This window comes from Halopseudomonas aestusnigri (genome assembly GCF_002197985.1).
In the GTDB taxonomy this organism is placed as follows: domain Bacteria; phylum Pseudomonadota; class Gammaproteobacteria; order Pseudomonadales; family Pseudomonadaceae; genus Halopseudomonas; species Halopseudomonas aestusnigri.
The window spans coordinates 393231-406329 of the sequence record NZ_NBYK01000001.1 but is presented as its reverse complement, the minus strand read 5'-3'; the positions used below and the strand labels follow the sequence as shown (position 1 = coordinate 406329).

The following is a 13099-nucleotide window of genomic DNA, read 5'->3' as shown; positions in this document are numbered from 1 at the left end:
CCTTCATTATTGTGCGGTTTTCGTTTATCAAGGCTGCCTTCAAGTGTAGCTATCCATGCTCTCAGCGGCAGTGTCAAAGCGCGCCAGAGTAGCCTTGGCTGGGAACGGAGCGCGGCCACCGGTCGAAGATCTGGTCTCGGCTGCGCGCCTGCAGTGCGAACACCCGCCTAGAGGCGAGACGCCTGCTCACCCCGCCACGCGGGCAAGATGGTATGCTAGCGCGCTGTCATGCCAGCTCGGGGCGCACACCGCGCTGGTCAAACGCCTGTCAGCACGCGGAACAACTTGCCATGACCCAACCCAACCCGTTCAAGCCCGTCGTTCTATGCCTTTCCGGCCATGATCCGAGCGGCGGCGCAGGCCTGCAGGCCGACATTGAGGCACTGATTGCGCAGGGCTGCCACGCGGCGCCAACAGTGACCGCGCTTACCGTGCAGGACACGGTTGATGTCAGCGACTTCCGTGTGCTCGACCGCGAGTGGGTGCTGGCCCAGGCCAACAAGGTCATCAGCGACATGCCGGTTTCGGCGGTGAAACTGGGCATGCTCGGCTCGGTCGAAATGGCCGACACCGTACTGGAATTGATGTTGCGTCTGCCCAATGTGCCGCTGGTCTGCGACCCGGTGCTGCGTGCCGGAGGTGGCGGTTCGCTGGGCAAGGATGATGTTGGGTTTGCCATTCGCGAGCGCCTGTTCCCGGTCGCCGCCATTGCTACCCCGAACCTGCCCGAGGCGCGCATTCTGGCGGAGCTGCCGGACGGCAGCGCCGATGAGTGCGCGGCCAAGCTGCTGCCCCATATTCGCCACCTGCTGATCACCGGCGGTCATGGCGACGAGGCCGAAATCCACAATCGCCTGTACTGCGCCGATGGCAGCCAGCACGACTTCACCTGCCCGCGTCTGCCCGGCAGTTATCACGGTTCCGGCTGCACGCTGGCAAGTACGCTGGCAGGCCGTCTGGCGCTCGGCGAAGAGCTGGTCAGCGCGGTGCGCTCGTCACTCGACTACACCTGGCGCACCCTGCGCGACGCCGAACAGCCTGGCCATGGCCAGTACGTGCCGCGCCGCCTGCCGCTGGACTTCTGCTCGTGAGCGAGCGCGGCCTTTACGCCATTACTGACAGCGCCCTGCTGACAGACGGCAAGCTGCTGCCCTATGTCGAAGCCGCGCTGATCGGCGGCGCCCGCTGGCTGCAGTACCGCGACAAGTCCGGTGATGCCGACAAGCGGCTGGCCGAAGCAAGCCAGCTTGCCGAGCTATGCCGTGCGCATGATTGCCAACTGCTGATCAACGATGATCTGGCGCTGGCCGACCAGCTGGGCGTGGGCCTGCATCTGGGCCAGGAAGACGGCTCCCTGAGTGAGGCACGCCAGCAGCTCGGCCCGCAAGCGCTGATCGGCGGCACCTGCCACGCCAGCCTGCAACTGGCCGAACGCGCGCTGATTGACGGCGCCAGCTATATCGCCTTTGGCCGCTTTTTCAACTCCATGACCAAACCGGGCGCACCGGCAGCAACGCCCGCGCTGCTGCGCGAAGCCCGCCAGCGATTTTCCGTACCCATTGTCGCCATTGGCGGCATCACCCTGGACAACGCGTCGCCCCTGCTTGACGCCGGCGCCGATTATCTGGCCGTGATCAACGGTCTGTTCGGCGCTCCCGACGCTGAGACGGTGCAGCAACGCGCCCGTCAGTTCAGCCAACTCATTCACGCATCCTGAGAGACCTGATCATGTCCCGTTCCGAATCCCTGTTTGCCAGCGCCCAGAAACACATCCCGGGAGGCGTCAATTCACCGGTCCGCGCCTTCAAGAGCGTCGGTGGCACCCCGCTGTTCTTCAAGCACGCCGAGGGCGCCTACGTCATTGATGAAGACGACAAGCGCTATGTCGACTACGTCGGCTCCTGGGGTCCGATGATCCTCGGCCACAGCCACCCAGAGGTGCTGGACGCAGTGCGCAATCAACTGCAGCACGGCCTGTCCTACGGCGCGCCGACTGCGCTGGAGACAGAGATGGCCGAACTGGTCTGCTCGCTGGTACCGTCGATGGATATGGTGCGCATGGTCAGCTCCGGCACCGAAGCGACCATGAGTGCCATCCGCCTGGCCCGTGGCTACACCGGCCGCGACAGCATCATCAAGTTCGAGGGCTGCTACCACGGTCACTCCGACAGCCTGCTGGTCAAGGCCGGTTCCGGCCTGCTGACCCAGGGCGTGCCCAGCTCCGCCGGCGTGCCAGCCGATTTTGCCAAGCACACCCTGACCCTGCCGTTCAACGACATCGAAGCCGTACGCAAGACCCTGGCCGACGTCGGCCAGCAAGTCGCCTGCATCATCGTCGAGCCGGTTGCCGGCAACATGAACTGCGTGCCGCCAGCGCCCGGCTTCCTGCAGGGGCTGCGTGAGGCCTGCGACGAGCACGGCGTGGTGCTGATTTTCGACGAGGTGATGACCGGTTTCCGCGTGGCTCTCGGCGGCGCCCAGGCGCACTACGGCGTCACCCCGGATCTGACCACCTTCGGCAAGATCATCGGCGGCGGCATGCCGGTCGGCTGCTTCGGCGGCAAGCGCGCAGTGATGGAATGCATCGCCCCGCTCGGCCCGGTCTACCAGGCCGGCACCCTGTCCGGTAATCCGCTGGCGATGGCAGCCGGCCTGACCACCCTGCGCCTGATCAAGCGTCCCGGCTTCCATGACGAGGTAAGCGCCTACACCAGCCGCATGCTGGCTGGCCTGCAGGAGCGCGCCGATGCCGCGGGTGTGCCCTTCGTGACCACTCAGGCGGGCGCGATGTTCGGCCTGTACTTCTCCGGCGCCGATGACATCGTCACCTTTGAAGATGTTATGGCCAGCGACGTAGAGCGCTTCAAGAAGTTCTTCCACCTGATGCTCGATGGCGGCGTCTATCTGGCACCCAGTGCCTTCGAGGCCGGCTTTACCTCGATCGCCCACGGCGAAACCGAGCTGAAGCTGACTCTGGATGCGGCCGAGAAGGCCTTCGCCGCGCTATGAGCCAGCTCGCCTACGGCCTGCTGACCCTGCTGCTGATCGCCGCCAGCTTCTGGCTGTGGCGACAGCGCAGGCCGCTGTCTGCCGCGGCTCGAGGGGCCATGACAGCCGCTTTGCTGGGGCTGGGTCTGGCTGCCGCAGCCAGCCTGCTGCTGAGCCTTGGCTCACTCGCAAAGGAGCTGGAACATACCCAGCGCATACTCGGGCTGGCGGCGCAGAACCTCAGCCTGCCGTTACTGGGTCTGGCCGCGTTCTACCTTGGCCGCGGCCTGCAATGGCAGCCGGCAGCCTGGGGCCGCATCCTGCTCGGCCTGATGGCCGCCTTTGAACTGCTGCGCCGGATGGACCAGCTGTTCGGCTACCAGTGGGTGATCAACAGCGCCGCGTTGCTGGTGATGCTCGCTGGTTGCCTTCTGGTCGCACGGCAAGACCGACGACCACTGCCCTTCGTGGCCCTCTGCGCCGTCGGCACGCTGACACCGTTGCTGCAACCGGGCGCAGCTCCCCTGGCTGACCTGTTTGTTCCGGGCGACACACTGCTTCTGCTATTCCCTGCCCTGCTGGGAGCGGCAGTGACAGTTGGCCTGTTGAGTGAACAGGCGCACAATAGATCACAACCTGAACCCGACGATCACCAGCCGAGGCCCTGATCCCGTCATGCAACGCCTGCTTACGCCCGCTGTCCTTACCGGCCTGCTTATGCTGCCGGCGTCCACCCTGCTGGCAGAGTCGGATAACCCGCTACTGATCAGTGCCGACGACCGCTGCGCCTTTGAACGGGTTGACGATGAAAGCCTGCCGCTGGCGCTGGACGCATGCCAGCGCGCGGCCGACGGCGGCGACATGCAGGCACAATTCGAATTGGGCCAGCTGTACTACAAGGGTGAGCGCGTAGAGCGGAACTATGCGACCTCGCTGCAGTGGCTGGAAAAGGCATCAATCCAGGGAGAGCCCAGAGCCCAGTACCTTCTGGGTATGATGCACTTCAACGGCGAAGGCATCCCGCGCAACCTGCCGCAGGCCTACATCATCCTCAAGATGGCTGCCGTCAACGGCAACGATGACGCCATGGATGCTGCTGACCTGGTCGCACAAGAGATGGACGCACAGGAAGTTCAGGTGGCCAACCACGTGCTCGGCACCCTGTTCCGGGACTATCTGGCGCAGATTCGCGAGGAACAGCTCAGTGGCACGATGGCGCCGGGCGTTCCCGACGAGCTGCCCGGCGATACCGGCCAGGCGGATCAGGAACTCCAGCAGCCTTGAGGCTGCTGCATGAGTCTGTCAGCTGTCGTTACGCGGCGGCATCGGGAAATGCATGATGTTGCTGCCGCCCTGGGCGTCAGTGATTTTTGGCGTGCCGACGCGTTCAACTTCGTCAATACGAATGATCGAGTGCACGGGAATGAAGCTGCGCTTGACCCCTTCAAACTGATTCTTCAGTTTCTCTTCGGCCGGATCGACCAGCATCTGTGACCGCTCGCCGAAGATCAGCTCTTCAATTTCCATGAACCCCCACAGCTCGCTCTGAAAGATCTGCTGGGCGTAAAGCTCGAACACCTGTCCCTGGTTCTGGAAGATGACCCGGAAAACCGGTTGCTTTTCTTTGCTCATGACGGGTTGATCAACACCTTGAAAAACGTGGAAGGACACCGTGGCATCAGCCGCTCGGCGGGCGCGCATCATAGCACAGGGGGCGGCAGAAGCAGATGTGTGTATAATCGCCCCTTTTCCCAGCTAGCCCCCAGCACAATCCCATGGCCAAGAAACTCTTTATTCAGACCCACGGTTGCCAGATGAACGAGTATGACAGCTCGCGCATGGCAGACCTGCTCGGCGAACATCAGGCAATGGAGCTGACCGACAACCCCGATGAGGCGGATGTCATCCTGCTCAACACCTGCTCGATCCGTGAAAAAGCTCAGGAAAAGGTTTTCTCCGAGCTGGGCCGCTGGCGCCCGCTTAAAGAGAAGAACCCGGAGCTGATCATCGGCGTTGGCGGCTGCGTCGCCAGCCAGGAAGGTACCGCCATCCGCGATCGCGCCTCCTACGTTGACGTCGTCTTCGGCCCGCAGACTCTGCACCGCCTGCCTGAGATGATCAACGCCGCGCGCACCACCCAGCAGCCGCAGGTGGATGTCAGCTTCCCCGAGATCGAGAAGTTCGACGCCCTGCCCGAGCCGCGCGTAGACGGCCCGACGGCCTTCGTATCGATCATGGAAGGCTGCAGCAAGTACTGCAGCTTCTGCGTGGTGCCCTACACCCGTGGCGAGGAAGTCAGCCGCCCACTGGCCGACGTGCTGGCCGAGATCGTTCACCTGGCCGAGAACGGCGTCAAGGAAGTCACCCTGCTGGGTCAGAACGTCAATGGCTACCGTTTTGACGGTACCGACTTTGCCGACCTGCTGCACGCCGTGGCGGCGATCGACGGGATTGAGCGCATTCGCTACACCACCAGCCACCCGCTGGAATTTTCCGACGCCATCATTCAGGCCCACGCCGAGATTCCGAAACTGGTGAAGTACCTGCATCTGCCGGTGCAATCGGGTTCCGACCGGGTACTGGCGGCGATGAAGCGCAACCACACCGCGCTGGAATACAAGTCGCGCATCCGCAAGCTGAAAGCCGCGGTGCCGGATATTATCCTCAGCTCGGACTTCATTATCGGCTTCCCGGGTGAAACCGACCGTGATTTCGAGCAGACCATGAAACTGGTTGAGGACGTCGGCTTCGATTTCTCCTACTCGTTCATCTATAGCGCCCGTCCCGGCACGCCGGCGGCCGATCTGAATGATGACACGCCAATGGAGACCAAGAAGCAGCGCCTGCAGATTCTTCAGGCACGCCTGAACCAGCAGGGCTTCGAGAACAGCCGCCGCATGGTCGGCACTACCCAGCGCATTCTGGTCAGCGACTTCTCGAAGAAGGACCCGGGCATGCTGCAGGGCCGCACCGAGCACAACCGGGTGGTCAATTTCCGCTGCGACAACCCCGGCCTGATCGGCCAGTTCGTCGACGTCCGGATCGAAGAAGCGCTGCCGCACTCACTGCGCGGGACCCTGATCAGCAACACGGCACACTGAGCAGGTGTGCCCCGCCCCCGCTGCAAAACCGCCACCGTTGTGCTGATAACCCAGTGACAGGTATGGATAGGCGGGTCTTTGCAGCGGGATATTTGCGCGCTATCCTGTGCGCTTCTCAGTGCCATATGGCGACCAACGGACCATTTTGAACGCGCCCCAGCATATCCATCGCTTCAGTATCGAACCTGTCGACCCCCGCCGCTTCGCCAGCCTTTGCGGCCAGTTCGATGAAAATCTCCGCCTGATCGAACAACGCCTCGGCATCGAAGTCCGCAACCGCGGCAACCACTTCGAGCTGATTGGCGACGATTCCCTGACCCGCTCTGCCGAAGCCGTGCTGCGTCAGCTGTATCGCGAAACCCGCAATACCGATGACCTGAGCCCGGATACCGTGCACCTGTATCTGCAGGAATCGGGACTGGAAAGCCTGGGCGAAAGCCTCAGCAATGGTGAAGACCACAAGCCGGTAATCCTGCGCACGCGCAAGATGAGCATCCAGCCGCGCGGCCCGAATCAGCAGAAGTACGTGCGCTCGATTCTGGAGCATGACATCAACTTCGGCATCGGCCCGGCCGGCACCGGCAAGACCTATCTGGCGGTGGCCTGCGCGGTCGATGCACTGGAGCGCGAGCAGATTCGGCGCATCCTGCTGGTACGTCCGGCGGTAGAAGCCGGCGAGAAGCTGGGTTTTTTGCCCGGTGACCTGGCGCAGAAAATCGACCCCTACCTGCGCCCGCTCTACGACGCCCTGTACGAGATGCTCGGGTTTGAGCAGGTTGCCAAGCTGATCGAAAAGCAGGTGATCGAGATCGCGCCGCTGGCGTACATGCGTGGCCGTACCCTGAACAACAGCTTCATCATTCTCGACGAGTCGCAGAACACCACACTGGAACAGATGAAGATGTTCCTGACCCGTATCGGCTTCGGCTCGACCGCGGTGATCACCGGCGACATTACCCAGGTCGACCTGCCCCGCGGCACCCGCTCGGGCCTGGCCCACGTCACCGAAGTGCTGAAAGATGTCAAGGGCATTGGCTTCACCCACTTCGAGTCCAAGGACGTGGTGCGCCACCCGCTGGTCCAGCGTATCGTCGAGGCCTACGACCGCTTCGACGCGCTGCAGGAAGCAGCCCGCAAGGAGCGCCGCAATGAGCATTGAGCTCGACATTCAGCGCGCCTCCAGCGCACCCGATCAGCCCGACGACGACAGCTTCATACGCTGGGTCGGGCTGGCCCTGGGTACCGGCACCGACCGAGAACTGACCATCCGTCTGGTGGACGCCGATGAGGGCCGCCAGCTGAACAGCACCTATCGCGGCAAGGACTACGCCACCAACGTATTGTCCTTTCCTGCCGACCTGCCCCCCGAACTTGACCTGCCGTTGCTTGGCGACCTGGTGATCTGCGCCCCCGTAGTCGCCCGTGAAGCTGACGAGCAGGGCAAACCCCTGCTCGCGCACTGGGCGCACATGGTCATCCACGGCTGCCTGCACCTGCTCGGCTACGATCACATCGAAGACGCCGATGCAGAAGAGATGGAAGCCCTGGAACGGGAATTGCTGGCAGAACTCGGCATAGCCGACCCCTACCTTGAAGATGATGAGTAAGGACCAATGAGCGAAGATCGATCGACCAACGGGCATAAGTCGTGGCTGGATAAACTGGTCCAGGCTTTTGTCCATGAACCCAAGAACCGCCAGGAACTGCTCGAGCTGCTGCGCGAGGCGCACAGTAACGAGGTTCTGGATATCGAGGCCCTGTCGATCATCGAAGGTGCGCTCCAGGTGTCGGACATGCAGGTCCGCGACATTATGGTGCCGCGCTCGCAGATGACTACCATCAAGGCAAGCCACAGTCCGCGCGAATTTCTGCCCGCAGTGATCGAAGCCGCCCACTCGCGCTTTCCGGTCATCGGCGAGAACGTCGATGATGTGCTCGGCATTCTGCTCGCCAAGGACCTGCTGCCGCTGCTGCTGGAAGAGAACACCGAGCGCTTCAACATCAAGGACATCCTGCGTTCCGCGACCTTTGTACCGGAATCCAAGCGTCTCAACGTGCTGCTCAAGGAGTTCCGTGCCACCCGCAATCACATGGCCATTGTCATCGATGAATACGGCGGCGTATCCGGCCTGGTAACCATCGAAGACGTGCTGGAGCAGATCGTCGGCGACATCGAAGACGAGCATGATGTTGACGAGGACAGCCAGATCAAACCGCTGCCCAGTGGTGATTATCTGGTCAAGGGCCTGACCCCCATCGAGGAGTTCAACGAACACTTCGAAACCGAGTTCTCCGACGAAGAGTTCGATACCGTTGGCGGGCTGGTCATGAACGCCTTCGGCCATCTGCCCAAACGCAATGAAGTGGTCGAGCTGGACGGTTTCCGGGTTCGCGTGCTGAACGCCGACAGCCGCCGGGTTCATCTGCTGCGCGTCACCCTGGTCAACCGCTAGCCGGCACCGATAAGGACATCTCCATGCATGCCCTGCTCAGCCGCCTGCGCGGCCCCGGCCTTGTCGGCCACCTGATCGCGCTGGTCGCCGGCGCGCTCAGCACCCTCTCCTTTGCCCCCTACAACATCTGGCCGCTGGGCATGCTCTCGGTGGCCCTGCTGTATCAGGGGTTGAAGGACGTCACGCCAAAGCAGGCCGCCCTGCGCGGTGGCGCCTGGGGGCTGGGGCTGTTCGTCTCCGGCGTTTCCTGGATCTATATCAGCATCCACGTCCACGGCAATGCCTCACCGCCGCTGGCCGCCTTGCTGACCGGCGGACTGGAACTGGGACTGGCTTGCTTCTTTGCACTGATGGCCTGGCTGTGGGTGCGTTTTCTGCGCCCGCAGGGCCCGTGGCTCGCCAGCCTGTGTTTCGCCCTGCTGTGGTTTGCCCAGGAAATGTTCCGCAGCTGGTTCCTCACAGGCTTCCCCTGGCTCTATCACGGCTATGCGCACACCCACAGCGCGCTGGCCGGCTGGGCGCCGATTGGCGGCGTCTGGCTGCTCGGCGTGATATCAGTGCTGAGCGCCTGCCTGTTGACCGAGTGGCGTCTGCTGCGACGCCCGCTGCAGGCGGCGGCCGTTGCTGCCCTGGTCGGCTTGTTCTGGGGCGGCGGCCTGCTGCTGCAATACGTCGACTGGACCCGGCCAGTCGGCAAGCGCCTGAGCGTCAATCTGGTGCAGGCCAACATCGAGCAGGCCAACAAGTGGGACCCGGCCTACATTACCCACACACTGGAACTGTACCGTGACCTGACCTACGCCCAACCGCCAACCGATCTGGTGGTCTGGCCGGAAACCGCGGTACCGGTCCTGCAGAGCCAATCGCTGTACTTCGTCGATGGCATCGCCGCCAATCTGGCGCAACAAGGCCGCACCCTCATCACCGGCATCCCGGTCGATACCCACGATGAGCATGGCATGCGCATCTACAATGGCATCATGGTTGGTGGCAGCGAGCCCCGCAGCCAGTACCTGAAACAGAAGCTGGTACCCTTTGGCGAGTACGTGCCACTGGAAAGCCTGCTGCGCGGCCTGATCGACTTTTTCAACCTGCCGATGTCCAGCTTCAGTCGCGGCCCGGCCGATCAGCCGCCGCTGCAGGCCGCCGGTTACCAACTGGCTCCACTGATCTGCTACGAAGCGGTCTACCCCGATTTTGCCGCCAAGCTCGCCGCCCGGAGCGACCTGTTGATCACTATCAGCAACGACAGCTGGTTCGGCTCTTCCATCGGCCCGCTCCAGCACCTGCAGATGGCGCAGATGCGCGCTATCGAAAGCCAGCGCTGGATGATCCGTGCGACCAATAATGGCGTGACCGCGCTGATCGATCCGCGCGGCATCATTCGCCAGCGGATTGCGCAGTTTCAGCAGGAGGTATTGATCGGCGAGGTGCAGCCCATGCAAGGGCAAACGCCCTATCTGCGCTGGCGCAGTTGGCCGCTGATCGTTATGGCACTAGCAATACTGCTGCCCGTTGCCTGGCGCCGGCGTCACGCCCGGTAGCGGCGTGCGAGTGGAGATGGCGACCAGAATCTGCTGCAGCAGCGCCATCTCCTCGGGGCTCAGCCCCTGCAGCTCGAGTTCACTCGGCAATTCCGGATAGCCACTGAGCCATTGCCGGGTGTGCGCCATATCCAGCGCCTGGTCCAGCCGTCTCAACAGACGACCATAGGCACTGTCCTGTGGCTGTCGAGCCACCACCGAAGGCAATCCGCCACACATCTCGCACCCTCCCGCAGTAGCCTGGAGCAAGCCCCGGTGACCTGCCTTCCCACCTAGAGAATAGACCCACCGACCGGGTGTCTACCGAGCCGGCGACGAATGGCATGTGACTACCTGATGAGCGCCGGGTGGTGTATCCTGCCCCATTACTTTTTCACGTCACCACGAGTCACCAGACCCCACGCCATGCAAGAACAGTATTTACCGAGTGAGATTGAAGCCGCTGCCCAGACCGACTGGGACAATGCCAACGCATTCAAGGTCAGCGAAACCCCCGACCAGGCCACCTACTACTGCCTGTCGATGTTTCCCTACCCGAGCGGCAAGCTACACATGGGGCATGTGCGCAACTACACCATCGGTGACGTGATCGCCCGCTACCAGCGCATGCAGGGCAAGAACGTACTGCAGCCCATGGGCTGGGACGCCTTCGGCATGCCGGCGGAAAACGCAGCGATGAACAATAAAGTCGCTCCGGCTGCCTGGACCTACTCCAACATCGATTACATGCGTACCCAACTGAAAAGCCTGGGCCTGGCAATCGACTGGTCGCGCGAGATTGCCACCTGCAAGCCGGATTACTACCGCTGGGAGCAATGGCTGTTCACCCGCCTGTTCGAGAAGGGCATCATCTACCGCAAGAACGGTACCGTGAACTGGGACCCGGTCGACCAGACTGTTCTGGCCAACGAGCAGGTAATCGACGGCAAGGGCTGGCGCAGCGGCGCCGTGATCGAGAAGCGCGAGATCCCGATGTACTACTTCGCGATCACCAACTACGCGGAGGAGCTGCTGAGCTCACTCGATGAGCTGACCGGCTGGCCCGAACAGGTCAAGACCATGCAGCGCAACTGGATCGGTAAGTCGGTCGGCATGGAAGTCCAGTTCCCGTACGACACCGCCAGCATCGGCCACGACGGCACCCTGAAGGTCTTTACCACACGCCCGGACACCCTGATGGGCGCGACCTACGTTGCTGTTGCCGCCGAGCACCCGCTGGCCACCCAGGCCGCGCAGAACAACCCCGAACTGCAAGCGTTCATCGACGAGTGCAAGCGTGGCGGTGTGGCCGAGGCCGACATCGCTACCCAGGAAAAGAAAGGCCTGCCGACCCCGCTGTACGTACTGCACCCGCTGACCGGCGAGAAGCTGCCGGTATGGGTCGCTAATTACGTGCTCATGGGGTATGGCGAAGGCGCGGTCATGGCCGTACCGGCGCATGATGAGCGCGACTTTGCCTTTGCCAGCAAATATCGCCTGCCGATCAAGCCGGTGATCCGCACTTCGGCCGGCGACGAAACACCCGAGCCGTGGCAGGACGCCTACGCCGAGAAGGGCGAGCTGATCAACTCAGAAGAATTCGACGGCCTGGACTACGACAGCGCCTTTACCGCCATTGGTGAAGTACTGAAGCAGAAAGACCTGGGCGAGCCACGCACCCAGTTCCGCCTGCGCGACTGGGGTATCAGCCGTCAGCGCTACTGGGGCTGCCCGATTCCGATTATTCACTGCGACAGCTGTGGTGACGTACCGGTACCGGATGACCAGTTGCCGGTCGTACTGCCCGAAGACGTGATCCCCGATGGCGCCGGCAGCCCGCTGGCCAAGATGCCCGAATTTTATGAGTGCAGCTGTCCGAAGTGTGGCGCCGCCGCCAAGCGCGAAACAGACACCATGGATACCTTCGTCGAAAGCTCCTGGTACTACGCCCGCTACGCCAGCCCGCAATATGACAAGGGCATGGTCGACCCGGCTGCGGCCAATCACTGGCTGCCGGTGGACCAGTACATCGGCGGGATCGAACACGCCATTTTGCACCTGCTCTACGCGCGTTTCTTCCACAAGCTGATGCGCGACGAGGGCCTGGTCAACAGCAACGAGCCGTTCAAGAACCTGCTGACCCAGGGCATGGTCCTGGCCGACACCTACTACCGCCTTGAAACCAACGGCAGCAAGACCTGGTACAACCCGGCCGATGTGGATGTCGAGCGCGACGCCAAGGGCAAGATTGTTGCTGCCACCCTGCGCAGCGACGGCCAGCCGGTCGAGATCGGCGGCACCGAGAAGATGTCCAAGTCGAAGAACAACGGCGTTGACCCGCAGGCCATGATCGACCAGTACGGAGCCGACACCTGCCGCCTGTTCATGATGTTCGCCTCACCGCCGGACATGAGCCTGGAGTGGTCCGACTCCGGCGTTGAAGGCGCCCAGCGCTTCCTGCGCCGCGTCTGGCGCCTGAGCCAGCAGCACCATGCCAGGGGCCCGGCCGCAAACGCCGACCTCGGCAGCCTGAGCGACGAGCAGAAAGCCGTGCGCCGCGCCATCCATCTGGCCATCAAGCAGGCCAGCCAGGATATCGGCCAGCACCACAAGTTCAATACCGCCATCGCCGCCGTGATGACCCTGATGAACGTGCTGGAAAAGGCACCGCAGGACGCCGAGCAGGACCGCGCCCTGATGCAGGAGGGCCTGGAAACCGTCGCCCTGCTACTGGCGCCCATCGCCCCGCACATCTGCCACAGTCTCTGGCAGGCATTGGGTCACAGCGACGCGATCATCGACGCGCGCTGGCCGAGCGTCGACGAGAGCGCGTTGGTACAGGACAGCCTGCAACTGGTTATTCAGGTCAACGGCAAGCTGCGCGGTCACATTGAAGTCGCCGCCGACGCCAGCCGCGAGCTGATTGAAGCCACCGCGCGGGAAAACGAGAATGTGCTGCGCTTTACCGAGGGCCTGACCATCCGCAAGGTGATCGTCGTCCCGGGCAAGCTGGTCAACATTGTCGCCAACTGAT

13 protein-coding genes are annotated in these 13099 nt (G+C 62.8%); 11 read left to right on the top strand and 2 right to left on the bottom strand.

The genetic code is table 11. The features are described 5' to 3' along the window. Positions 1-290 precede the first annotated feature (290 nt). From B7O88_RS01940 to B7O88_RS01920, 5 genes are read left to right on the top strand one after another with little or no spacing between them, the layout of a single operon-like run. Positions 291-1091 (top strand): hydroxymethylpyrimidine/phosphomethylpyrimidine kinase, encoded by an 801-nt coding sequence (locus B7O88_RS01940; protein ID WP_088273502.1) that lies wholly within the window; start codon positions 291-293, stop codon positions 1089-1091. Next, positions 1088-1717 (top strand): thiamine phosphate synthase, encoded by a 630-nt coding sequence (gene thiE / locus B7O88_RS01935; RefSeq protein WP_088273501.1) that lies wholly within the window; start codon positions 1088-1090, stop codon positions 1715-1717. Before B7O88_RS01940 ends, thiE begins: the two co-directional genes overlap by 4 nt. 11 nt (positions 1718-1728) lie before the next feature. Beyond that, positions 1729-3009, top strand: a complete 1281-nt coding sequence (gene hemL / locus B7O88_RS01930) for a glutamate-1-semialdehyde 2,1-aminomutase (RefSeq protein ID WP_088273500.1) — start codon at positions 1729-1731, stop codon at positions 3007-3009. Continuing rightward, positions 3006-3656: a hypothetical protein gene (locus B7O88_RS01925; protein WP_088273499.1), complete on the top strand. Its 651-nt coding sequence runs from the start codon at positions 3006-3008 to the stop codon at positions 3654-3656. The genes hemL and B7O88_RS01925 overlap by 4 nt, the downstream gene beginning before the upstream one ends. Before the next feature lie 7 nt (positions 3657-3663). Further along, positions 3664-4272 carry a tetratricopeptide repeat protein gene (locus B7O88_RS01920; RefSeq protein WP_088273498.1) on the top strand — a complete coding sequence of 203 codons (609 nt, stop codon included), beginning with the start codon at positions 3664-3666 and terminating at the stop codon, positions 4270-4272. 18 nt (positions 4273-4290) lie between these two features. On the opposite strand, the gene B7O88_RS01915 is transcribed toward B7O88_RS01920, so the two are convergent. Then, complete coding sequence (locus tag B7O88_RS01915) at positions 4291-4620, bottom strand: DUF1820 family protein (RefSeq protein WP_088273497.1); 330 nt, start codon at positions 4618-4620, stop codon at positions 4291-4293. A 143-nt stretch (positions 4621-4763) separates the two neighbouring features. On the opposite strand from B7O88_RS01915, the gene miaB reads away from it, so the two are divergent. From miaB to lnt, 5 genes are all read left to right on the top strand, one after another. Beyond that, the gene (gene miaB / locus B7O88_RS01910) at positions 4764-6089 is read left to right on the top strand and encodes a tRNA (N6-isopentenyl adenosine(37)-C2)-methylthiotransferase MiaB (RefSeq protein ID WP_088273496.1); all 1326 of its coding nucleotides are present in this window, start codon (positions 4764-4766) and stop codon (positions 6087-6089) included. A gap of 145 nt (positions 6090-6234) precedes the next feature. Then, positions 6235-7248 (top strand): PhoH family protein, encoded by a 1014-nt coding sequence (locus B7O88_RS01905; protein ID WP_088273495.1) that lies wholly within the window; start codon positions 6235-6237, stop codon positions 7246-7248. After that, positions 7238-7696 (top strand): rRNA maturation RNase YbeY, encoded by a 459-nt coding sequence (gene ybeY, locus B7O88_RS01900; protein WP_088273494.1) that lies wholly within the window; start codon positions 7238-7240, stop codon positions 7694-7696. The genes B7O88_RS01905 and ybeY overlap by 11 nt, the downstream gene beginning before the upstream one ends. Before the next feature lie 6 nt (positions 7697-7702). Next, the gene (locus tag B7O88_RS01895) at positions 7703-8542 is read left to right on the top strand and encodes an HlyC/CorC family transporter (protein ID WP_088273493.1); all 840 of its coding nucleotides are present in this window, start codon (positions 7703-7705) and stop codon (positions 8540-8542) included. A 23-nt stretch (positions 8543-8565) separates the two neighbouring features. After that, a complete protein-coding gene (gene lnt, locus B7O88_RS01890; protein ID WP_088273492.1) occupies positions 8566-10086 on the top strand; it encodes an apolipoprotein N-acyltransferase in 1521 nt (506 codons plus the stop codon). Here the strand turns inward: lnt and B7O88_RS01885 are convergent. Then, positions 10039-10305 carry a hypothetical protein gene (locus B7O88_RS01885; RefSeq protein WP_088273491.1) on the bottom strand — a complete coding sequence of 89 codons (267 nt, stop codon included), beginning with the start codon at positions 10303-10305 and terminating at the stop codon, positions 10039-10041. The two genes, lnt and B7O88_RS01885, sit on opposite strands and share 48 nt — an antisense overlap. A 186-nt stretch (positions 10306-10491) precedes the next feature. Here B7O88_RS01885 and leuS point away from each other — a divergent pair, with 186 nt between their 5' ends. After that, the gene (gene leuS, locus B7O88_RS01880) at positions 10492-13098 is read left to right on the top strand and encodes a leucine--tRNA ligase (protein WP_088273490.1); all 2607 of its coding nucleotides are present in this window, start codon (positions 10492-10494) and stop codon (positions 13096-13098) included. The last annotated feature ends 1 nt before the right edge of the window (position 13099 follow it).

Bases quoted from the DNA above. Each gene is read 5' to 3' on its own strand.
- B7O88_RS01940 (WP_088273502.1), top strand. From the start codon at position 291: ATGACCCAACCCAACCCGTTCAAGCCCGTCGTTCTATGCCTTTCCGGC.
- hemL (WP_088273500.1), top strand. From the start codon at position 1,729: ATGTCCCGTTCCGAATCCCTGTTTGCCAGCGCCCAGAAACACATCCCG.
- B7O88_RS01925 (WP_088273499.1), top strand. From the start codon at position 3,006: ATGAGCCAGCTCGCCTACGGCCTGCTGACCCTGCTGCTGATCGCCGCC.
- B7O88_RS01920 (WP_088273498.1), top strand. From the start codon at position 3,664: ATGCAACGCCTGCTTACGCCCGCTGTCCTTACCGGCCTGCTTATGCTG.
- B7O88_RS01915 (WP_088273497.1), bottom strand. From the start codon at position 4,620: ATGAGCAAAGAAAAGCAACCGGTTTTCCGGGTCATCTTCCAGAACCAG.
- miaB (WP_088273496.1), top strand. From the start codon at position 4,764: ATGGCCAAGAAACTCTTTATTCAGACCCACGGTTGCCAGATGAACGAG.
- ybeY (WP_088273494.1), top strand. From the start codon at position 7,238: ATGAGCATTGAGCTCGACATTCAGCGCGCCTCCAGCGCACCCGATCAG.
- B7O88_RS01895 (WP_088273493.1), top strand. From the start codon at position 7,703: ATGAGCGAAGATCGATCGACCAACGGGCATAAGTCGTGGCTGGATAAA.
- lnt (WP_088273492.1), top strand. From the start codon at position 8,566: ATGCATGCCCTGCTCAGCCGCCTGCGCGGCCCCGGCCTTGTCGGCCAC.
- B7O88_RS01885 (WP_088273491.1), bottom strand. From the start codon at position 10,305: ATGTGTGGCGGATTGCCTTCGGTGGTGGCTCGACAGCCACAGGACAGT.
- leuS (WP_088273490.1), top strand. From the start codon at position 10,492: ATGCAAGAACAGTATTTACCGAGTGAGATTGAAGCCGCTGCCCAGACC.